Raw genomic sequence first — 20,691 nt, 5'->3', positions numbered from 1 at the left:
GGCGTGATCGCGGACCCTGCCGGTGGCGCTCGTCGAGGCTCGTCCGGCCGGGTGCCGCCGGGGATTCGGCCGGTTTCGGCGGCACCGCGCGTGACGCGCGCCGTAACCAGCTCGTCAGTAGGCTCGCAGGCGTTCTGTGCAGCCCTACGCGACCCGCGTAGCCCTGTACAGCTCGTGTGGCCCTACGCAACCCGCGTAGCCCTGCCCAGCCCGTATAGCTCTGCACAGCTCGTGTAGCTCTGCGCAGCCCGTGTAGCCCTACGCAACCCGACCCGTATCGATCGCATCCGACTGGACGGACCGTGGATCTCTTCGAATACCAGGCGAAGAAGCTGTTCGCCGAACATGGCGTTCCGGTGCCCACCGGGAAGACGGCGACCACTCCCGAGGAGGCGCGAGCGATCGCCACCGAACTCGGCGGCAAGGTGGTCGTCAAAGCTCAGGTCAAGACCGGCGGCCGAGGCAAGGCCGGCGGCGTCAAGGTCGCCGACGGACCGGACGACGCCTTCGCCAAGGCGTCGGCGATCCTCGGGATGGACATCAAGGGCCATACGGTCCACTCGGTGCTCGTCGAGGAGGCCAGCAACATCGCGGAGGAGTACTACGCCTCCTTCCTCCTCGACCGGGCGAACCGCACGTTCCTCGCCATGGCCTCCCGTGAGGGCGGCATGGAGATCGAGGAGGTGGCCGCGACCAAGCCCGAGGCGCTGGCCCGCATCCTCATCGACCCGCTGACCGGCGTCGACGCCGCCAAGGCCCGCGAGATCGCGATCGCCGCGAAGCTGCCCGAGGCCGCCCTCGACGGCGCGACCGAGCTGCTGGCGAAGCTGTGGACCGTCTTCGTGAAGTCGGACGCCACGCTGGTCGAGGTCAACCCGCTGATCCTCACCGGGGACGGCCGTGTCGTCGCGCTCGACGGCAAGGTCAGCCTGGACGAGAACGCCGGCTTCCGCCACCCCGAGCACGAGGCGTTCGTCGACGTCTCGGCGGTGGACCCGCTGGAGCAGAAGGCCAAGGAGAAGGGCCTCAACTACGTCAAGCTGACGGGTGAGGTCGGGATCATCGGCAACGGTGCCGGCCTCGTCATGTCGACGCTGGACGTGGTGACCTACGCCGGCGAGGAGTTCGGCGGCAAGCGCCCGGCGAACTTCCTCGACATCGGCGGCGGCGCGTCCGCCGAGGTGATGGCGAACGGCCTGTCGATCATCCTGGGCGACCCGTCGGTCAAGAGCGTCTTCGTCAACATCTTCGGCGGTATCACCTCGTGTGACGCGGTGGCCAACGGCATCATCCAGGCCCTGAAGATCGTCGGCGACGTCACCACCCCGCTGGTGGTGCGCCTCGACGGCAACAACGCCGAGGAAGGCCGCCGCATTCTCGCGGAGGCGAACCTCCCGGTGGTCAAGCCGGTCGACACGATGGACGGCGCGGCGAAGCTCGCCGCCGAGCTCGCTGCGGCCGCGGCCTGACCAGGGCGAAGGGAACTCGAAGCAATGGCTATCTGGCTTGACGAGAACAGCCGGGTGGTGGTGCAGGGCATCACCGGCTCGGAGGGTGCGAAGCACACCAAGCGGATGCTGGCCGCCGGCACGAACGTCGTCGCCGGCGTCAACGCCCGCAAGGTCGGCCAGCAGGTCGAGGGCGTGCCGGTGTTCGGCTCCGTCACCGACGCCATCGCGCAGACCGGCGCGAACGTCTCGGTGATCTTCGTTCCGCCGAAGTTCACCAAGGACGCCGCCATCGAGGCGATCGACGCGGCGATCCCGCTCGCCGTCGTCATCACCGAAGGCGTGCCGGTCCACGACACGACCGAGTTCTTCGCCTACTCGCAGTCGAAGGGCACGACCCGGATCATCGGGCCGAACTGTCCGGGCATCGCGAGCCCCGGCGTGTCCAACGCCGGCATCATCCCGGCGGACATCACCCCCGGCGGCCGCATCGGCCTGGTCAGCAAGTCCGGCACGCTGACCTACCAGATGATGTACGAGCTGCGCGAGTTCGGCTTCTCGACCTGCGTCGGCATCGGCGGTGACCCGGTCATCGGGACCACCCACATCGACGCGCTCGACGCCTTCCAGGCCGACCCGGGCACCGACGCCATCGTCATGATCGGCGAGATCGGCGGCGACGCCGAGGAGCGGGCCGCGGCGCACATCGAGGCGCACGTGACCAAGCCGGTCGTCGGCTACGTCGCCGGCTTCACCGCGCCGGAGGGCAAGACGATGGGCCACGCGGGCGCGATCGTGTCCGGCTCGTCCGGTACCGCCCAGGCCAAGAAGGAAGCCCTGGAGAAGGCCGGTGTGCGGGTGGGCAAGACCCCCTCGGAGACAGCCCGCCTGATGGCTGACATCATGCGGTCGTTGTAGATCTGTCCGGATGATGGGCCCGCCGCCCGCGGCGGTTCGTCGTACGGACGGTCCAGGGGGCGTGGGTTGTGGGGGATGAGGGTTGGACGTACCTTCCCTCATCTCCCCATGACTGCGAGACTCCTGCATCGGCGGGCCGGCGCCAGACGCCGGCCCGCCGACCGACCAGACGAAGTGGGGTTACCGTCGTGGCACAGATCGGCGGTCGTAACGTTGCGACCAACGACATCGGGGTGATCGCCTCCGGGGCGGTCATGTTCATCGTGAGTTTTCTGCCGTGGTACTCCGTGACCCTGTCGTTCTTCGGGCAGTCCAGATCAGCCCATGAGAACGGCTGGGGCCTCGGCTTCAACTCGTGGTTCCCGGTGTTGCTGGTACTCGCGGTCGCCGGCGTGCTCGCCGGACGCCTGTTCGCGAACCTGCGTATCCCGGACCTGGGGCCGGTCTCGGCGCTGTGGGTGCTTCCCGGCGTCTCGGCGCTCGCGGTCCTCCTCCTGATCATCCGGTGGATCCGGTTCCCCGACGTCCCGTCGGGCGTGGACGCCGGCCCGAGCGTCGGGTTCTACCTCGCGATCGTCGCCGCCCTCGCCCAGACCGTCTTCGGCGTGCTGGCGGCGCTGGCGGCCGGGGCTCCGATTCCCGGGCGCGGCGGCCCCGGCACTCCCGGCGGCTGGCAGCCGCCGTCCGGCCAGCCGCCGTACGGCCAGCCCTACGGCCAGCAGCCGACCCCGGGTCACCCCGGCGCGACCGGCCCCTATGGACAGCAGCCCGGCCAGGGCGGTTACGGCCAGCCGCAGCAGGGTGGCGGCTACGGTCAGCCGCCGACCGGTGGTGGTTACGGTCAGCAGCAGGGTGGTGGCTACGGCCAGCCACCGGCCGGTGGTGGTTACGGCCAGCCGCAGCAAGGTGGTGGCTACGGTCAGCCGCCGACCGGTGGTGGTTACGGTCAGCAGCAGGGCGGCGGCTACGGCCAGCAGCAGCCCGGGTATGGCCAGCAGCCTGGCTACGGTCAGCAGCCGCCGCCCGGTTACGGTCAGCCGCCCGCCGGCGGTCGCTGACGCCGCGGATCCCGGGCGGGACCCCGGGGTGCGTCGTCACCTGGCCGCCCGTATCTCGCCGAACCGGGCCTTTCGGGCGCGGGAGTATTTCTCGGTCGGTGGACGGCGTGTTGTCCCGGATGGGCAGCGACCGCGTGCGAGCGTCCTAACGTGCCCGCCTTCCACCGCCCCGGGTCCGCCCGGCGCTTCGCAGACCGCCTGTGGCAGCGGGCCGGCCGGCCCGCTGTAGCCGCGATCGCGGCGTCGGCCGCCGGCCTGATCTTCATCGAGGTCGTGGTCCTGGTCGTCTGGGGCGCGGATACCGGATCGTCGACCGGTCCCGCCGCCGCGCTGCGGGTGGGCGCCGATCTGTGGCTCGTCGCCCACGGCGCGACGCTGCGGCTGCCGGACGGGATCATTGCCTTCCGCCCGCTCGGTCTCGCCCTGTTTCCCCTGGCCGCAGCCCTGAGCGCGGCACATCGCCGGGCGGCGGCCGTCCCGGTGTGGACGGCCCCGCTGCCCGGGCGGCCCTCCGGCGTGCAGGGGGGTGGCCGGGCGGCGGGCGCTACCGGAAAGGGCGCCGCCGGTACGGACGCCGCCGGCAGCGGTCCCGGCGGCAGGGCCGCGGGCGGGCGGGGGGGGGGCGGGTCGTCGGGGGTCGGCGTGCCCTGGCGGGTCGTGATTCTGGACGTCGGCGAGGTCGTCGCCGCCCAGACGCTGTTCGTGGTGGTCGTCGCGCTGCTGGTCAGCTCCGGCCCGGCCCGGCCGGGCCTCGCGTCGGCCGCGCTGGGCACGGTCGCGTTCGGCCTGCCCGCGGCGCTGCTCGGCGCCCTCGCCGGGCGCCATCGGCTGCGCACCGCGTGGCGCGTGTTGCCGCGGTGGCTGCGGACCCCGCTGCTGTGCGGGATGGCGGCGTTCGCCTCGCTGGTGGCCGCCGCCGCGTTCGGGGTGGCCCTCGTCATCGCGGCCACCCTGCCCGAGGTGGCCGGCGCCGAGCGGGCGCTGGACGTCGGGGTCCTCGGCGGGCTCGGGCTCGCGGTGGCGCAGCTCGCGGTGCTGCCCAATCTGGTGTTGTGGGCGCTGGCGTACGCCCTCGGTCCGGGCTTTCACACCGGTTCGGGCCTGGTGCGCGCCGACGTCGTCCACGCCGGCCGGGTACCCGACCTGCCGGTGCTCGCGGCGCTGCCGCCGAGCGCGCTACCGCGTCCGGGCTGGCTGGCGCTGCTGGTGGTGCCGCTCGTCGCCGGAGTGGTGTGCGGGGTGATGGCACATCGCGCCACAGCGGGCGCGCGCTCGCGGGACCGGCTCGCGACCGTGCTGCTCGCCGGGGCGTGCTGCGGCCTGCTCATCGGGCTGGCCTGCCAGGCCTCGCTGGGGCGGGTGGGCGGCGGCGCGGGCGTCTACGGGCCGGCGGCGGCCTGGGCCTGCGGTCTGCTCGCCGGAGGCGAGGTGGCGTTCGTCGGCCTGCTGCTGGTCGGCGGGGTGGACCTCGCGGTGCGGCGGGCCGAGCGGCCGTTCCTCGCCCGGGACGCCGAGCCGTCCTTCTGGCGGCGCAGGATGCCGCTGCCCGGTGGCCGGACGGCGACCTGGACGTCGCGGCGCCCCGAGTGAGGCCGCGCGGGCGGGCGCGCCGGGACTCGTCGCCGGAAACTGTCGGCGGTGCCGGCTAGGGTCCGCGCAACGGATCATCTTCAGGAGGTCGTCGTGCCGGTCGCGGTCGCCCGTATCCGAGTCGAGGCTCGTCAGCTGCGCGAGCTGGGCTGGTCCTCCCGTCGCATCGCTCGCAGGCTGCAGGCTCGGCATCATCTCGGCGCCCTGGTGGCGTTCCGGCTCGCCCAGGGGTGGACGCAGGAGGAGGCGGCCCGCCGGTGGAACGAGCGCTGGCCCGCTCCCGGGCCTGCCAAGACGGGTAAGACCTGGTCGTACTGGGAGGCCTGGCCGGCCAGGGGCGGCCGCGCCCCGTCGGCTGCGGTGCTGTGGCGGCTTGCCGAGCTGTACCGGTGCCGGCCCGGAGAGCTGCTCGACGGGCCGGACTTCGGGCAGGTCGACGCCGGCGCGGACGAGTCCGCCGCGGGCTGTCGGTGCGGCGCCGGCGGGGCCGAGGACGACGTCAGCCCGGGCCTGCTGCCCCTGGCGGCTCGGCTGGCCACCGCGTCGGGGCCGGCCGCCCCGCCGGCCGCTCTGATCGAGGAGCGACTGGCCGCTCTGGTCGCCGGCTGGGCGCCCGCCGCGTGAGCCGGCGGCGGGCGAGGCCGCGTCGATGTGATGTGGCCCGGTCGATCGGCTGGCGTGGGTACTCGGAGTCAGTACAGTCGGACTCGGCGCGGTTCGTCGCCTGGCGGTTGACGGCGGCCCCCATGCGTTGACGGTGGTGTTTTGGTGGCATCGGCCGTTCCCGCGGTCCTCGCCCCGGCGCCCCTGGCGACTACGGGCCCGCGACATCGGTCCGGTCCCCGCACGGCCCTGGTCCTGATAGGTCTCACGTCCCGTTACGGAGTGTGGTGTGTCTGCTCGCCTCGTCGTTCTCGCCTCAGGCGCCGGCACCACCCTGCAGGCGATCCTCGACGCGACCGCGGACGCCGGGTTCGGTGCCACCGTCGTCGCGGTCGGGACCGATCGGCACGGCACCGGGGCGCAGCGGCGGGCCGAGGCCGCGGGCGTCCCGGTGTTCACCATCCGCCTCGAGGACCATCCCGACCGGGCCGCGTTCAACGTCGCGACGGCCGAGCGCATCGCCGCCCACCAGCCCGACCTGCTCGTGCTTGCGGGCTACATGAAGATCCTCGGCCGTCAGGTCATCGGACGCTTCCCGGCGGTGAACACGCACCCGTCGCTGTTGCCCGCCTTCCCAGGGGCCGCCGCGGTCCGCGACGCGCTGGCCGCCGGAGTGAAGGTCAGCGGGGTGACGGTGCACTGGGTCGACGAGGGGGTCGACACCGGCCCGATCATCGCGCAGCGTGCCGTGCCCGTCGAACCGGGGGACACCGAGGACACGCTGCGAGTCAGGATCCAGGGCGTCGAACGCGGCCTGTTCGTCGCCACGATCGGGGAGATCGTGCGCGCGGCCCCGGCGCGGCCGGCCGCGGCACAGGTACCGGCAGAGGTTCACGTCCAGGAGGAATCATGACGTCATCGGGCGAAGAAGTGGCCGGCCAGGGCGGGTCCGGGTCGGCCGAGGTGCTGCCCACCGGGCGCCGGCCGCTGCGGCGCGCGCTGGTCAGCGTCTACGACAAGGCCGGTCTGGAGGTGCTCGCCGAGGCATTCCTGGCGGCCGGGGTCGAGGTGGTCTCGACCGGTTCGACCGCGGACGTGCTGGCCCGCCACGGGCTGGCGGTGACGCCGGTGAGCACGGTGACCGGCTTCCCGGAGGTGCTCGGCGGCCGGGTGAAGACCCTGCATCCCCGGGTGCACGCCGGCCTGCTCGCCGACCTGCGCAACGCCGAGCATGCGGAGGTGCTCGCCGAGCTCGACATCGCGCCGTTCGATCTGGTCGTGGTGAACCTCTACCCGTTCGCCGCGACGGTGGCCGGCGGCGCCACCGAGGACGAGGCGGTCGAACAGATCGACATCGGCGGACCCGCGATGATCCGGGCCGCCGCGAAGAACCACGCGTCGGTCGCGGTGGTGGTCTCGCCGGACGACTACGCGGGGCTCGCCGAGGCCGTGCGCGGGCCAGGCTACGACCTGCCGGCACGGCGCCGCCTCGCCGCGAAGGCGTTCGCCCACACCGCGGCGTACGACGTGGCCGTGTCGTCGTGGTTCGCGGGCGTCGTCGCCCCGGACGAGGTCGCGCGGGAGACCGGCTGGCCGGACGTGCTGTCCGCGCAGTGGCGGCGGGCCGACGTCCTGCGCTACGGCGAGAACCCGCACCAGCGCGCGGCGCTCTACGTCGAGACGGGCGCCGACGGGCCGGTCGGGCTCGCCACGGCCCGCCAGCTGCACGGCAAGCAGATGTCGTACAACAACTACACCGACACGGACGCCGCGCGCCGCGCCGCCTACGACTTCACCGAGCCCGCCGTCGCCGTGATCAAGCACGCCAACCCGTGCGGCATCGCGGTGGGCTCCACGATCGCGCAGGCGCATCGCAAGGCCCACGCCTGCGACCCGGTCTCCGCGTTCGGCGGCGTCATCGCGACGAACCGGCCGGTGACCGTCGAGCTCGCTGAGCAGATCGCCGAGATCTTCACCGAGGTCGTCGTGGCGCCGGAGTACGAGCCGGGTGCCGTGGAGATCCTCGCCCGCAAGCCGTCGATCCGGTTGCTGGAGTGCCCGGCCCCGCCGCATCAGCGCGGTGTCGAACTGCGCCAGATCAGCGGCGGGCTGCTGCTGCAGTCGCGCGACGCCGTCGAGGAGCCCGGCGACGAGCCGTCCGGGTGGACGCTGGAGGCCGGGGCGCCGGCCGACGAGGCGTTGCTGGCCGACCTGCGGTTCGCCTGGCGGGCCGTGCGCTCGGTGAAGTCGAACGCGATCCTGCTGGCCGTCGACGGCGCGACCGTCGGGGTCGGCATGGGCCAGGTCAACCGGGTCGACGCGGCGCGGCTGGCGGTCACGCGCGCGGGCGACCGGGCGAAGGGTTCGGTCGCGGCCAGCGACGCGTTCTTCCCGTTCCCCGACGGGTTCGAGGTCCTCGCCGAGGCCGGCGTGCGGGCCGTCGTCGAGCCCGGCGGATCGGTGCGCGACGAACTGGTCATCGCCGCCGCTCGTGAGGCCGGGGTCACGCTGTACTTCAGCGGCGTGCGCCACTTCGCCCACTGACGAGTCCGCGAGGCGCTGCCGGCCCGGCGTCGGCGCCGGGTTCGGCGTCGTGCCGGTCCGGCATCTCGCCGGTTCGGCCGCGCGCCCGCTGCGACGGATCCGCCGCGTCACCGAAAGCGGCGGCGGGGCCGCGGATGGCCGGGGGACCCGTCCGCGTGACCTGCCGCCGTACCGGCCGACCCGGGTTTCGCGGAGGTGGCGCCGACCGGCGGCACCTCGTCGGGCCGCCCGGTGCCGGCGCTTCAGGACCCGGCGCTCGCCTCCGCGGCCGCCGAGCCCCGCCGCCCGCCGCTACCCGAGCTGCCGTTCGCCGTCGTCGCGGTGGTGGGGGTGCTCGCCGCCGCCGGGCCGCCCGGCGTGTCGCTGGTCGGCACGTAGCGCTGCGCCACCCAGTCGAGCGCGTCCCGCCAGCTCGCGCCGTAGAGCACCGAGATCCGGTCGGCCGTCTGCCGCGCCAGTGCCTGGACGAACACGCGATCGTCGCTGTCCAGGTGTCGGGCGTCGCCGAAGGTCTCCCAGGCCCGGAACATCAGTTCCTGCAGCTTCTTGCTGTGAGGCGATTCGTCTGTCACGTCGAGCTCCCTCCCGTTGGGCACCGCGGCCGGAAGTCTGCCCTAAGGGTGCACGACGTCCAAAGGTGGGGGTGTTGTGGATTGTGACTCCGATGTTCCTCGATGGGCTGGGTATGAGCGGAATTCCCGGTCTGTGGTATAAGGCCTTTGGCTCGAGGTGACCCGCTGGTCAGGCGGGCGCGGCTGGCCAGGACGGCTCGGCCGGCTCGACCGGGCTCGGGCGTACGACGCCCAGCCGCACGGCCTCGTTCGCCAGCCGTCCCCGGCGGTTCGGTCCCGGGGCGATGTCGAACTTGCGGTAGAGCCGCAGCAGGTGCTGTTTGACCGCGCCCTCGGTGACGACGAGGTCCTGCGCCATCTCGCGGGTTGACAGTGGGACGACGAAGGCGCCGGGTCTGCCTGCCGGGCGGGACAGGGCTCGCAGCACGTCCCATTCGCGGCGGGTGAGGTCCGGCGGGTCCGGCATCCGGATCTCCGCGGTGAGGACCCGTTCCGCCAGGTCGCGGCCGGCCTCGACGGTGAGTTCCAGCAGCGGCCCGGGGTCGCGCACCCGGACGCCCGCGGCGCCGAAGCGTACGACATCGCCGTCGTGCAGGATCCGCCGGCCGACCTGCTGGCCGTTGACCCTGGTGCCGTTGCGCGACAGCCCCTGGTCCCAGACGTAGAGGTACGGGCCCCGCCGCACGATCTCGGCGTGCAGCCGGGAGACGCTGGGATCCGCGAGTGGCACGTCGACCCCTGGCCCGCGACCCACCGTGGTGATCTCAGCACGCAGGGAGAAGACCTCGCCGGTGACCTCGACCCGCAGACTCGGCCCGTTCACTTCTCGTCGACCTCGCTTCCGTCTATCGCCATCCGTTTCGAGCGCCTCTGCCAGTGATCCCCGGTCGCGGGGCAGTAACACGTGGCGTTCGTCCATCCGCGGCGCAGGGTGATCTCGACCGACGCCGGGCCAGCCAGGCTCGGGGCGCCGACCCGGGCCTACCGTGTGTCCCCCCATCGGGTCATGCTGGTTGGATGGACACACCGCACCGCACCGTCCACCAGGGCGGTGGGGACCGCCGGGACGGCGCCCGCCCGTGCCCGTGCCCGTGCCGGGCGAGCGTGTCCACGACGATCTGACCGGCACCGGAGGTGGGATGGGGGTGTCCGACGTGGTCCGCCGGCCCGGAGCGCATCAGCCCGATCGCGGGCGGGGCGGTCCCGGCTTCCCGGACGGAGCCTGCGACGGCGGCGCGGCCGCACCGGACTTCTTCGGGGCACGCCCGCCTGCGGGGGATTACCAGAGCACCGGCGCGCACCGCGACGGCCCGTGGCGTGCCGGCGGACACGACGGTACTGGCGAGTGGCGGCGCGACGAGCCGGCCGGCGCAGGCGGGGATCACGGCGCGATCCGAGAGTACGGTGCCGGCAGGGATCATGGCGCGATCCGAGATCATGATGCTGGCCGAGACCATGGCGGCGGCGGAGGACATGGCGGCGGCCGGGAGCGCGACGCTGGCCGGGAACGTGACGCGGACCCGGGTCGCGGTGGCGATCCGGGGTGGCCGGACCGGGATCGCGGCCGCGGGGCGGCCGGCTCCGCGCTTCCGGGCGCTCCGTGGACCTCGTCACCGGCGGGCCAGGGGGGTACCGACAGCCGCGCGACCGAGCCGGTCCGCACCGTCCGCTCCCGGCCCGCGCGCCCGCGACCGACTGCCCCGGCAGGGCCGCCCGAATGGCCGGTCCCGCCCGGTGGCGACGACCATCGGCGGCCGGCCCGCCGCGACGGGTGGCGGAGCGGGACGGGCAGGCGGGCGGGACCGCCCAGCCGGTCGCCCGGCGGCAGACGGCCGCGGCCGGCCCCGGGGACACCGCCGCGGCGCGGTCCGGGCGGCTCCGGGCGCTGCGGTCGGCGGCGATCGAGTGGCTGCGGCGGGAAGCGGTCTTCGCGGCGGTGCTCGCCGGGGTGACCCTCGGGCTGCTGCTGGTCTCCCAGGACCGCTGGCGCCGGGGACTGCTGACGGTCGGGGTGACGCTGGTGCTCGCCGGAATCGCCCGAATGACGGTGCCGGGGCGGCGGATCGGGCTGCTCGCCGTGCGCGGCCGGGTGTTCGACACCGTGCTGCTGCTGGTCCTCGGCGGGTCCGTGATCGCGCTGACCTCCGCCGTGCCCTACATCGGCCGCTGACAGACCTTCGGTGCACCGGCACCGGCACCGGCACCGGCACCGGCAGCGGCAGCGGCAGCGGTCAGGTCAGGTCAGGTCAGGTCAGGTCAGCGAAGGCCGGCCATGGTGCGGCGCATGGCCAGGCGGGTGAGAGAGCTCGCCGGGATCGTCCCGCGGCCCAGCCCGATCTCGACCAGCGTGTCGTAGAGCTCGGTGCGGGTGCGGGCGGCGCGCACCGCGCCGTCCATCATCGTGCGGCTGCGGCCGATGAGCCCGGCGAGCAGCGTGGTGTGCCGCAGGTGCCGCCCGAGTTCCGCGTCGAGCGAGCGGCGGTACAGCCGGCCGGCGGCGGTCGGCTGGGCGACGCCGACGGCCGCGCGCCCGGCCAGCGAGCCGGACAGCAGCGCGTAGTAGATGCCCTCGCCGGTCAGCGGGTTGATCAGGGAGGCCGCGTCCCCGGCAAGCAGCACCGGGCCGGACGGCTGGCGCGGCCGGTGGGTCGACAGCGGCAGGTGGTGGGCCCGCAGCGTGGCCGGATCCGCCGGGGTGTGCGGCAGCATCCGGGCGAGCGTGCGGTGCAGCACCGTCTTGGCGCTCGCACCGTCGTCGCCGCGGCCGAGCTGGGAGCGCAGCATCCCGTAGCCGATGTTCGCCCGCCCGTCGCCGATCGGGAACGACCAGGCATAGGCCGGCCAGCCCTCGTCCGTCATGTGGATGAACTGCTCGGGCGGTCGGTCGTCGGCGGGCAGCTCCGCATAGGCGCGCACGGCGATCGCCATCGCCTCCGGCGGGTTGGCGGGCAGTCCCAGGCCGCGGCGCACGACGGAGTTCGCCCCGTCGGCGCCGATGACGACCCGGGCGGTCAGCGCGCCGTTGACGACCACGACCGGTTCCCGCCCACGCCCGTCGAGCCGGGGCCGGTCGGTCAGCTCCAGGGTGCGTACCCGACGGCGGAGCAGCTGCGCGCCCCGCGCGCGGGCCGCGGCGACGAGCCGGGCGTCGAACACCTCCCGGGGCACCACGTAGCTCGCCCGGGCCGACGGGGTGGCGACCTCGGCGCCGCCCGGAGTGCGCAGCCGCATCCGGTCGACCGGCCGGTAGCCGGCCACCGCGTCGGTCACGCCGAGGTCGCGCAGCACGTCGAGGCCGTGCGGGGCGATGCCGTCGCCGCAGGTCTTGTCCCGGGGGAAGGCCGCCGCGTCGGCGATGACGACGCTGGCGCCCGGGCGCTCCCGCAGCGCCGCGAGGGCCGCGGCGCACCCCGCCGGACCACCCCCGACGACGAGCACGTCGATACGGTCCGGGAGGTCGACGTGCTCGTCGATCCGCACGATCGGCGTGGCCATGGTGATCGTGCCGGAGTCCTTCGCCGGCCCCGCCGGAGCGGGGCGCCTGCCGGACGGCTCGGACGGGGGGGACGCGGTCTGCACGACCGCCAGTCTCGCAGCCGCCGGCCCGGACCTGATCGAGCGCCCCCGTCGCGACCGCCCCGCGGCCGGGAAGTTCGTACAGTGCGGGACATGGAGGCACTGGAGCGGGTTTCGCGGTGGCCCGTCGAGACGGTCGCGGTCAGCGTGCTCGGACGCGGTGACGGCGACGAGGGCCCCGCCGGCGGGTCCGCCGTGCGGGAGCTCGGTCAGACGGGGCCGGCGCAGCGGCCTTTCCGGCTGGCCTCGGTGTCCAAGCTGCTGGCCGCCTACGCGGTGCTGATCGCCGTCGAGGAGGGCGCGTTCGGCCTCGACGACGAGGTCGGGCCGGGCCCGGCCACCGTGGCGCAGCTGCTCGCGCACGCCTCCGGGCTGCCGTTCGAGGGCGAGGGACCCCGTGCGGCGCCGGGCGCCCGGCGGATCTACTCGAACGCCGGCTTCGACCGGCTGGGTGAGGTGCTCACCGGGGCCACCGGGATCGCGTTCGCCGACTACCTGGCCGAGTCGGTCTTCCGGCCGCTGGGCATGGACGGCGCCCAGCTGGTCGGCCCGCCCTCCCACGGCGTGACGGCGACCCTCGCCGACCTGCGCCTGTTCGCCGCCGAGCTGCTCGCGCCGGCGCTGCTGTCGCCCGCGACGTTCGCCGCCGCGACCACGGTGGCGTTCCCGGGCCTGGCCGGAGTGCTGCCGGGTTTCGGCCGGCAGAACCCCAACGACTGGGGCCTCGGCTTCGAGATCCGTGGCCACAAGACGCCGCACTGGACAGGCACCGCGAACTCTCCCGAGACGTTCGGGCACTTCGGCCAGGCCGGCACGTTCCTTTGGGTGGATCCCGTCGTGGGGTTGGCGTGCGTCACACTGTGTGATCGCGATTTCGGGGAATGGGCTCGCCAGCTCTGGCCACCCCTCTCGGATGACGTGCTCGCGTCGGCCCGCCCGCAGGCGGTGAATCCGTCGCCGTGACGCGGCGGTGACCGGCCTGCGAGGGCTGGTCGACCCGGGCTGCGTATCGGATTTCTCCGCGCATCGCCGGGTGCGGGATGTTTGGTTGTGCCCTCTTTGCTCCGGTCTGCGGGCGTGCTGGAGGCGGTCTGCCGGTCCGTGGGAGACGGACCGGGTCCCTGGGCCATGATGTCGGCATGCTTCCTTGCCGACACCGATCCCGACGGCCGGTCTCCGACCCGGCGATGACGTGCCTGCAAGCACGGAGAGTGACGACCTCTGGTGGGTGGGTCGCGGCCGCCGCGCCGCCGGTCGCGCATGGCTGAACGACCGAGCGGCCGTGCGGTGCCCGCGTACGCGTCTGAGCCCGCGTACGCGTCTGAGCCTGCCTATGGGGCCGAGCCTGCCTATGGGGCCGATCCGGGATACGGCGGGGCGGCCCCGGGGTACGGTGCTGACGCGACGTTCGCCGGCCAGCCGTCGCCGGGGCCGGTTCCGGTGCGGGCGGCCGATCCGGCGCGCCCGTCCGACGCCGTCGGCCTGGCCGACATCGGGGTCGCGATCGGGATACCCGAGCCGTACCGCACCCAGTTGCAGGACTGGCGGGAGCGCCTCGGCGATCCCAACGCCAGCCTGATCGTGCCGCACGTCACCCTGCTCGGGCCGACCACGGTCCGCCTCGCCGACCTGCCGGCCATCGAGCGTCACCTGGCCCGCGCGGCCGAACCGAACGACGCGTTCACGATCCGACTGTGCGGAGCCGGGACGTTCCGCCCGCTGTCCCCGGTCGTGTTCGTCGCGCTCATCGCGGGGGCCGCCCGGTGCGCGGCGCTGGCCGCGGCGGTGCGTTCCGGCCCGCTGGACCGGCCGCTCGCGTTCCCTTACCACCCGCACGTCACCGTGGCCCATGACATCGCGGCGGACGGCCTGGACCGTGCCTACGACGCGCTCACGGACTACCGGGCGCAGTTCGACGTGCGGGGCTTCGGGCTCTACGAACGGGGCGCTGACCTGCGCTGGCGGGAGCTACGCTTCTTCCCGTTCGGCGGGCGGGTGGGCGCACCGGGCGGTGGGGAGCCACCGGCCGGTGCCGACGCCCGGGAGTAGTCGATCGTCTGCCAGGAGTGAGCGAGCATCGTCGGGGGGACATCGACGGATGTGACGAGGTCTCGTGAGGCGATGAGGGCAGGTGTCGGAGCGGTGTCCGGCGCGGCCGAGGAAGTGCGGGCACGGCGCCCGTTCCTCGACCATGCGATCCGTGCCTACACGCGGTACACCGAGGACGGTGGGGACCGACTCGCCGCAGCGGCGACGTACTACGCGTTCCTGTCGTTCTTTCCGCTGGTCGCGCTGGCGTTCGCGGTCACCGGCTTCGTGGTGGACGCCTACCCCGGCGTGCACGCCAGCCTGACCAGGCAGATCAACGACTACCTGCCGGGGCTCGCGGACCGGCTCGACGTCGCCTCGATCGGCAACGCCAAGGTCGGCGTCGGCATCATCGGGCTGATCGCACTGCTGCTGGCCGGGCTCGCCTGGATCGACGCGCTGCGCGACGCGGTACGGCTGGTCTGGCACCAGGACACCGACTCGGGCAATCTCGTCACCCGCCGGCTGCGCGACATCACCGTGCTCGGCGGCCTGGGACTCACCCTGCTGGCCTCGCTCGTGGTGACGAGCCTCGCGACATCGGCGACCGGGGACGTGCTTGACCGCGTCGGGCTGTCCGGCAGCGGCGCGGCGGGCGCGGTCGCGGCCGTCCTCGCCGTGCTCCTCGCCCTCGCCATCGACGCCGCGGTGTTCCTCTACCTGTTCTGGCGCCTGCCGCGGCACACGGACCGGCACCGCGCGGCCCGCGGCGCGCTGCTCGGAGCCGTGGGCCTGGAGATTCTCAAGATCGCCGGTACCTGGCTGGTCGGGCAGACGATGAGCAACCCGGTCTACGGCACCTTCGCGGTGATCGTCGGACTGCTCATCTGGATCAACATCGTGATGCGATGGACACTGTACGTCGCCGCGTGGACGGTGACGGCGCCCTACGACTCCGACATCCACCCGTCCGGCACCGCGGGCGCCGCGCCCGCCGGCGTTCAGCGGCCGGAGGAGTCCCCGAACCTGGACGAGCCGTCGAGCCGCCGGCCGCCTGACCGCTCGTCGCCGAAGGGCTCGTCCGCGGCGGTGTCGCGGTAGGAGCCGGCATCGGCGGTGCCAGGGCCGATGCCCTCGACGACGAACCCGTCGGCGGGGTGCGCGAGATAGCCGGCTGGTCCGTGCCCAGCGGAGCGGGGACGAGGCGTGTCCCGCCCGCGGTCGTCGTATCCGTGGCCGCCGTACCTGAGACCGTCGGGGCCATGACCTTCGGGACTGTGACCTTCGGGACCGTGGCCTTCGGGACCGTGGCCTTCGGGACCGTGGCCGTCGGGACCGTGGCCTTCGGGACCGTGGCCGTCGGGACCGAGGTCGTCGTACGCGGCGTCTCGTGGGTGGCCGTCACGCGGGTAGCCGCGGTGGACACCGACGTCATGGGCGTCGACGCCGTACACGCCGCCGACGGCGTGCCCGTCGGCGTCCCCGGCGTCGGGACGATCGCCGTCATGACCGTCGCCGTAGCGGTCGTCGCCGTAGCGGTCGTCGCCGTAGCGGTCGTCGCCGTAGCGGTCGTCGGGGGCGTCGCGTCGACGGGGAACGGCGCCGCGGAGGTTGAGGGCCTGGGTGCGCGGGTCGTGACGATCGCGTTCGCGGGCGGGCCGGCGGGGGTCGTCCCCGCGGCGGCGGCCGGGGATGTGGTGCGGCGCCGGGTCGTGGGTATCGACGCCGGCCATCCGCCGGATCGGTCTGGTGGGCAGGTCCCCACGGGTGACCACCCGGGTACCCGCGATGGTCGGGTCCGCGAGGCTCCTGGTCCGGCCGCGCCGCACGGCCGCAGCCGCGGCGGGGGCCGGGCCCCGGGGACCGCTCGGCCGGGCCGGCGCCGCGGGCCCGCCGCGCCCAGCGGACGGACCAGCGGGCCGGTGGGCATGGCGGCGGTCGCCGGGCCGGGACCGGCCCGCGCGGTCGCCCCGCGCCGGCGCCGCAGGCCGCGCGCCAGCAGGATCGAGGGGACGGCCACAGCCGTCAGCGCGAGCGCGATCCAGGTCGTCGGGCCGACGCCGGTGAGGATGCCGCGCTGCCCCGGCCGGGGGCGCGGCGCGACCGCGGCGGTGCCGGGCCGGGCGGCGGCGGGGGCGGCGGTGTCCTCGCCCGGCTGGCCGGCGGCCTTCGGCAGGTAGGCGACCGGGGTGACCCGACCGTCGTTCGCGAAGCCCCAGTCGAGCAGCGCGCGGGCGTCCGCGTCGAACAACGGGGCGGTGCGCAGCAGGGCGACGACGAGAGTGCGCCCACCGCGGGTCGCGGCTCCGACGAAGGTCGCGCCGGCGGCCACCGTGTAGCCGTTCTTCACGCCGATGGTGCCGTCGTACCGGCCGAGCAGCAGGTTGTGGTTCTGGATCTCGAAGCGCTGGCCGCCGCGACCGGGCAGGGACGCCCGCGGGATGGTCAGGTATCCCCGCACGCTCGGGTCGTTGATCGCGGCCCGGCCGAACACGGCCAGATCGTGGACACTCGTGAGCTGGCCCGGGCTGTCCAGACCGGTGGGGTCGCCGGCGACCGTGTCGCGTGCGCCCAGGGAGGCGGCGAGGGCGTTCATCCGGGCGAGCACGGCGGTCGAGCCGCCGGCGGCGTCGACGAGCGACACCGTCGCGTCGTTGCCGCTGGCGATGAGCATCGCGGTGGCGAGGTCGCGCACCGGGTATCCGACGCCGGGTACGAGGCCGACCTTCGTACCGTCGACCCGGGCGGCGTCCTCGCCCACCGGGACGATCTTGTCCGCGGGCAGGCCCGGCAGGATCGACAGCGCGGTGAGGATCTTCATGGTGCTGGCCGGCATGTCCCGGTTGTGCAGGCCTGAGGCGGCCAGGATGGCACCGGTGCCGGCATCGGCGACGAGCCAGTACCGGGCGGCGAGATCGGCGGGCGGCGCGGACGCGGGGAGCGTGCCCGGAGCCGCTGTGCCCGGAGCCGCTGTGCCCGCCGCGGCCGTGCCCGGTGTGGCGGCCGCCGGCGCAGCGGGGGCCGGGGTGGCGGCGCCGGCCATTCCGGGCCCACTGACCATGAGCGCCGCCAGCAGGCCGAGGCTCGCCGCAGCCATCCGCGCGCCGCGCCGCCATCGACCGGTGGCGCCCGCAGGCGGAGTGGGACGGGAGCGACACGACCGGCCGGCACGCACCTGCCGCACGCTACTGGCTCGGACCGCGCCTATGCGGGCAGTCGTCGGACGTGTCGCGTGCGGGTACCCGCTGAGGGCGGATCACCCTTTTTGTTGAGTTCTGCCGCCCGTCGAGTGGATACCGCGCGTGATGAGCCGCGGTGATTGCCCCGCCTTCGGCCTCGGCCTGGGTGGCTGTGGCGGCGCCGGCCTCGAGCTCGGCGGTGGTCGCGCCCGTGGTCGAGGCGGCGAGGGCGGCTCGCGCACGGCGGGCACCCTTGCTCCGCCTGGCCCCGCGGGTGGTGGAGACACCGCCCGCTTCGGGCGCGAGAGCGGCCCCGTTGCCCCGCGTCTTGGCCGCGGTCCTCCCCGTCCCGGTGACCCCCGCGGTGCGGGCCACATCCGCCGCACCCTGCGGATCAGGTATACCCGAAGCTCCCGCCGCGCCCGTCACCTCCGCCGTCCCGGCGGCGACCGCGGCGCTGGCGGGAACCGCCGCGGCCGCGGACGGCACCGCCACCAGTGACGCGCGGATCGCCTCGAGCAGCAGGCCCTCCAGATCGCCGCGCAGCGCCTCCAGCTGACCTGCCAGCTCGCCGCGGACGTACTGGCGGGTCGCCGCCTCGCTCTGGGCGAGGCGCAGCGCGGCGACCTCGCGCGTCAGGAACTCGGTGTCCTCCCGCATCCGCCCGGCTACCGCCCGGTCCTCGGTGAGCGCGGCCCGGTCCCGGTCGTCCTGGCGGTTCTGCGCCAGCAGGATGAGCGGCGCGGCGTACGCCGCCTGGGTGGAGAAGGCGAGGTTCAGCAGGATGAACGGGTAGGGATCCCAGCGCATCAGCGGGACGGCGATGTTCAGCGCGATCCAGACGATGACGACACCGGTCTGGATCGTGAGATACCGCCCGGTGCCGAGGAACCGCGCGATGGTCTCCGCGAAGCGGCTCACACTCTCCCGGTCGACCCGGGGGAACGGAACGGATCTGCCGGCGTCCGGCAGGTCGAGGCGCTCGGCGCGCAGACCCCGACGGTCCGTGGTCCGCGATGCGGTGATGGCCATGGAAGCTCCCCATCCGCGCGCGGGCGATCGCCGCCGGTGCGCGCACTTCTCGAGCTGGCCGCGCGGCATCGTTGCCACGGCGGCCCCAGGTCGACACGACGTCATCGACCGCACCTGCTCGTGCACTGCCCGGCCCGGGCGTCGGGGGCCGGTGGATGTGAGGGAGCCGCGGTTCACCGCCGACGCGGACATACGCAGTCGGCGGCCCGGCCGGGTGAGGACGGACAGGCCGTCATCACCCAGCCTGGGAAGGACCGGCGACGTGACATCGTCGCCGGAGGCGAACCGCGGGCCGGATCACGGCCGGCTTCCGGGCAGTGCCCCGGGGGAGTCGTCGACCCCGGGATCGTGGACGTGAGCTGGGCGCGCGATGCGCGCCCAGGCCGAGGACTCAGCCCTGGCCGACGCCCACGAGCAGGAAGCGGCCTTTACTGGAGCACCCGCCAGGACTCACAGCGGCCACCTCCTCGCGTTGGTCCTCCGTGGAGGAGATTGCGGAGCGTGTCAAGGATAACCGGCCGGCATCGGACCGGACCTCCCGGGGTATCCGTGATCTCTGTCGCGAAGGAGTCACCTCGGGCGTACGTCACGTTTCGCGCGCGCCGGTGGCTGGGCGGAGCGCAGGCGGGTGATGCCAGAGGGTGTGCGGCGGCCGCGGTGGTGACATCGCGGGCGGATGCGTGAGAAGTCCGATCTCCGGGTACGTCGTTGCCCGTCCGTGGACCGGGCCGGGTGGGCCGCGGGAGTCTCCGTGCGGGCGTTGTTCCGCGTCGTCCCAGGTCAGCCCGGGTGCCGGGCGGTTGGCCGTACCTGAGCCGGTCCGCGGCGGTGGGTGACCCGTGGTGGGTGACGGTGGTCGGTGGGAGGAATCAGGTGAAGGTCAGCGGATGCGCGCGGTGCGGCCAGCTCGTCTTCTTCGAGAACACCGCCTGTCTGCGGTGCGAGGCGCCGTTGGGATTCGATCCCGGCCAGGGCCGCGTTGTCACCCTGATGGCGGACACCTCGTCCGGCTCAGGGGAGCCCGATGGTGACCTGCCCGGCGTGCTGCGGGAACTGCCGCCGGTGGCGGTGAGCGCCGGCGTGGCGGAGCGCGACCGACGTCGGTACCGCCGATGCGCGGGCGCCCGCGCGGCCGGGTGCAACTGGCTCGTCGCCGCCCCGGCGGACCGGGCCGACGACCCGGACCACCCGGACCACCCGGACGAGCTGTGCGCGTGCTGTCGGCTGACGCGCACCCGGCCCGCGGACACCGACGAGGTGGGCCGGGAGCGGTTCGCGCGGGCCGAGGCGGCCAAGCGGCGGCTCGTCGCCCAGCTGCTCGACCTCGGCCTGCCCGTCACCTCCCAGCTCGACGATCCCGAGCGGGGACTCGCGTTCGACCTGCTGAACAGCGCCGACCACCCGGTGGTGACCGGGCACAGCGACGGCGTCATCACCCTGGACCTGGCCGAGTCGGACGACGCCCACCGCGAGCGGGTCCGCACCCGGCTCGGTGAGCCGTACCGCACGCTGCTCGGGCACTTCCGGCACGAGGTCGGGCACTACTTCTGGTCGTCGCTCGTGGCCGACGAACCGGACCGCGCGGCCCGCTTCCGCGCCCTGTTCGGCGATCCGGACATCGACTACGCGGCCGCCCTGCGCCGCCACTACGCCGAGGGTCCACCGCCGGCCTGGGACCAGACCCATGTCAGTGCCTACGCCACCATGCATCCGTGGGAGGACTGGGCCGAGACCTTCGCCCACTACCTGCACATCCGGGACACGCTGCGGACGTCGGCGGAGTTCGGCCTACATGTCGACGGACCCGATCTGGCCGCCTTCGGGGTCGCGCCAGACCACCACGCCGCCGAGCCCGGCGATCCCGCCGCCGTTCGGGCCGGCGGCGGGATCGCCGGGATCATCAGTCAGTGGCTGCCGTTGACGTACGCGCTCAACGCGATCAACCGGAGCATGGGCCGCGACGACCTCTACCCGTTCGTGCTCACCGCCGCGGTCCAGGCCAAGCTCGCGTTCGTCCACGACGCCATCGCCGCGTCCGCCGGCGAGGTCACGCCTCGGCCGCGGGAGGCGGTCACGGAGACGCAGACGGCGACACGGGTGGCGGGGACACGGGTGGCGGGGACACGGGTGGCGGGGACACGGG

Annotated in this window: 16 protein-coding genes and 1 pseudogene; 12 read left to right on the top strand and 5 right to left on the bottom strand. The window is 74.3% G+C overall.

The features are described 5' to 3' along the window. Positions 1–302: 302 nt before the first annotated feature. From sucC to purH, 7 genes are all read left to right on the top strand, one after another. Complete coding sequence (gene sucC / locus C1A33_RS12585) at positions 303–1,469, top strand: ADP-forming succinate--CoA ligase subunit beta (RefSeq protein ID WP_101831707.1); 1,167 nt, start codon at positions 303–305, stop codon at positions 1,467–1,469. Positions 1,470–1,493: 24 nt separating this feature from the next. Continuing rightward, positions 1,494–2,366 carry a succinate--CoA ligase subunit alpha gene (gene sucD, locus C1A33_RS12580; RefSeq protein ID WP_101831706.1) on the top strand — a complete coding sequence of 291 codons (873 nt, stop codon included), beginning with the start codon at positions 1,494–1,496 and terminating at the stop codon, positions 2,364–2,366. A gap of 188 nt (positions 2,367–2,554) precedes the next feature. Then, positions 2,555–3,424 (top strand): hypothetical protein, encoded by an 870-nt coding sequence (locus C1A33_RS12575; protein ID WP_101831705.1) that lies wholly within the window; start codon positions 2,555–2,557, stop codon positions 3,422–3,424. Between the two features lie 150 nt (positions 3,425–3,574). After that, a complete protein-coding gene (locus C1A33_RS12570) occupies positions 3,575–5,014 on the top strand; it encodes a cell division protein PerM (RefSeq protein WP_101831704.1) in 1,440 nt (479 codons plus the stop codon). A gap of 93 nt (positions 5,015–5,107) precedes the next feature. After that, on the top strand, positions 5,108–5,638 hold the full coding sequence (locus tag C1A33_RS12565; RefSeq protein WP_101831703.1) for a helix-turn-helix domain-containing protein: 531 nt from the start codon (positions 5,108–5,110) through the stop codon (positions 5,636–5,638). 268 nt (positions 5,639–5,906) lie between these two features. Beyond that, on the top strand, positions 5,907–6,530 hold the full coding sequence (gene purN / locus C1A33_RS12560) for a phosphoribosylglycinamide formyltransferase (RefSeq protein ID WP_101831702.1): 624 nt from the start codon (positions 5,907–5,909) through the stop codon (positions 6,528–6,530). Further along, positions 6,527–8,161 carry a bifunctional phosphoribosylaminoimidazolecarboxamide formyltransferase/IMP cyclohydrolase gene (gene purH, locus C1A33_RS12555; protein WP_101831701.1) on the top strand — a complete coding sequence of 545 codons (1,635 nt, stop codon included), beginning with the start codon at positions 6,527–6,529 and terminating at the stop codon, positions 8,159–8,161. The genes purN and purH overlap by 4 nt, the downstream gene beginning before the upstream one ends. A gap of 242 nt (positions 8,162–8,403) precedes the next feature. Here the strand turns inward: purH and C1A33_RS12550 are convergent, their stop codons facing one another. Together C1A33_RS12550 and C1A33_RS12545 are read right to left on the bottom strand one after the other, a co-directional pair. Next, positions 8,404–8,733 carry a hypothetical protein gene (locus tag C1A33_RS12550; RefSeq protein ID WP_101831725.1) on the bottom strand — a complete coding sequence of 110 codons (330 nt, stop codon included), beginning with the start codon at positions 8,731–8,733 and terminating at the stop codon, positions 8,404–8,406. 169 nt (positions 8,734–8,902) lie between these two features. After that, a complete protein-coding gene (locus tag C1A33_RS12545) occupies positions 8,903–9,556 on the bottom strand; it encodes an FHA domain-containing protein (protein ID WP_101831700.1) in 654 nt (217 codons plus the stop codon). An 894-nt stretch (positions 9,557–10,450) separates the two neighbouring features. Here C1A33_RS12545 and C1A33_RS35700 point away from each other — a divergent pair. Then, positions 10,451–10,903: a DUF3017 domain-containing protein gene (locus C1A33_RS35700; RefSeq protein WP_101831698.1), complete on the top strand. Its 453-nt coding sequence runs from the start codon at positions 10,451–10,453 to the stop codon at positions 10,901–10,903. Between the two features lie 86 nt (positions 10,904–10,989). Here the strand turns inward: C1A33_RS35700 and C1A33_RS12530 are convergent, their stop codons facing one another. Next, the gene (locus C1A33_RS12530) at positions 10,990–12,228 is read right to left on the bottom strand and encodes an NAD(P)/FAD-dependent oxidoreductase (protein ID WP_243407469.1); all 1,239 of its coding nucleotides are present in this window, start codon (positions 12,226–12,228) and stop codon (positions 10,990–10,992) included. Positions 12,229–12,402: 174 nt separating this feature from the next. Between C1A33_RS12530 and C1A33_RS12525 the strand changes: the two genes are divergently transcribed. The 3 genes from C1A33_RS12525 (at position 12,403) to C1A33_RS12515 (ending at position 15,438) form a co-directional block, all read left to right on the top strand. Beyond that, positions 12,403–13,272: a serine hydrolase domain-containing protein gene (locus C1A33_RS12525; RefSeq protein WP_101831723.1), complete on the top strand. Its 870-nt coding sequence runs from the start codon at positions 12,403–12,405 to the stop codon at positions 13,270–13,272. Between the two features lie 477 nt (positions 13,273–13,749). Continuing rightward, the gene (locus C1A33_RS12520) at positions 13,750–14,358 is read left to right on the top strand and encodes a 2'-5' RNA ligase family protein (RefSeq protein WP_101831697.1); all 609 of its coding nucleotides are present in this window, start codon (positions 13,750–13,752) and stop codon (positions 14,356–14,358) included. A gap of 72 nt (positions 14,359–14,430) precedes the next feature. After that, positions 14,431–15,438, top strand: coding sequence for a YihY/virulence factor BrkB family protein (locus tag C1A33_RS12515; protein ID WP_101831696.1), 1,008 nt, complete (start codon positions 14,431–14,433; stop codon positions 15,436–15,438). 1,225 nt (positions 15,439–16,663) lie between these two features. On the opposite strand, the pseudogene C1A33_RS36550 reads toward C1A33_RS12515, so the two are convergent. After that, positions 16,664–17,380, bottom strand: a pseudogene (locus C1A33_RS36550) (D-alanyl-D-alanine carboxypeptidase family protein); the annotation flags it as partial. Between the two features lie 142 nt (positions 17,381–17,522). Next, positions 17,523–18,548 carry a DUF1003 domain-containing protein gene (locus tag C1A33_RS36545; protein WP_243407468.1) on the bottom strand — a complete coding sequence of 342 codons (1,026 nt, stop codon included), beginning with the start codon at positions 18,546–18,548 and terminating at the stop codon, positions 17,523–17,525. 873 nt (positions 18,549–19,421) lie between these two features. Between C1A33_RS36545 and C1A33_RS12495 the strand changes: the two genes are divergently transcribed. Continuing rightward, positions 19,422–20,691: zinc-binding metallopeptidase family protein (locus C1A33_RS12495; RefSeq protein ID WP_101831695.1), on the top strand; the 1,270-nt coding region annotated here is incomplete at its 3' end.

The sequence above is a fragment of the Frankia canadensis genome, from assembly GCF_900197875.1.
Taxonomy (GTDB): domain Bacteria; phylum Actinomycetota; class Actinomycetes; order Frankiales; family Frankiaceae; genus Frankia; species Frankia canadensis.
This window is presented reverse-complemented; position numbering and strand designations above follow the sequence as displayed.

Coding starts and splice junctions, on each gene's coding strand:
- purH (WP_101831701.1), top strand. CDS start 6,527: ATGACGTCATCGGGCGAAGAAGTGGCCGGCCAGGGCGGGTCCGGGTCG.
- sucD (WP_101831706.1), top strand. CDS start 1,494: ATGGCTATCTGGCTTGACGAGAACAGCCGGGTGGTGGTGCAGGGCATC.
- C1A33_RS12530 (WP_243407469.1), bottom strand. CDS start 12,228: ATGGCCACGCCGATCGTGCGGATCGACGAGCACGTCGACCTCCCGGAC.
- C1A33_RS35700 (WP_101831698.1), top strand. CDS start 10,451: ATGGCCGGTCCCGCCCGGTGGCGACGACCATCGGCGGCCGGCCCGCCG.
- C1A33_RS12515 (WP_101831696.1), top strand. CDS start 14,431: ATGAGGGCAGGTGTCGGAGCGGTGTCCGGCGCGGCCGAGGAAGTGCGG.
- C1A33_RS12525 (WP_101831723.1), top strand. CDS start 12,403: ATGGAGGCACTGGAGCGGGTTTCGCGGTGGCCCGTCGAGACGGTCGCG.
- C1A33_RS36545 (WP_243407468.1), bottom strand. CDS start 18,548: ATGGCCATCACCGCATCGCGGACCACGGACCGTCGGGGTCTGCGCGCC.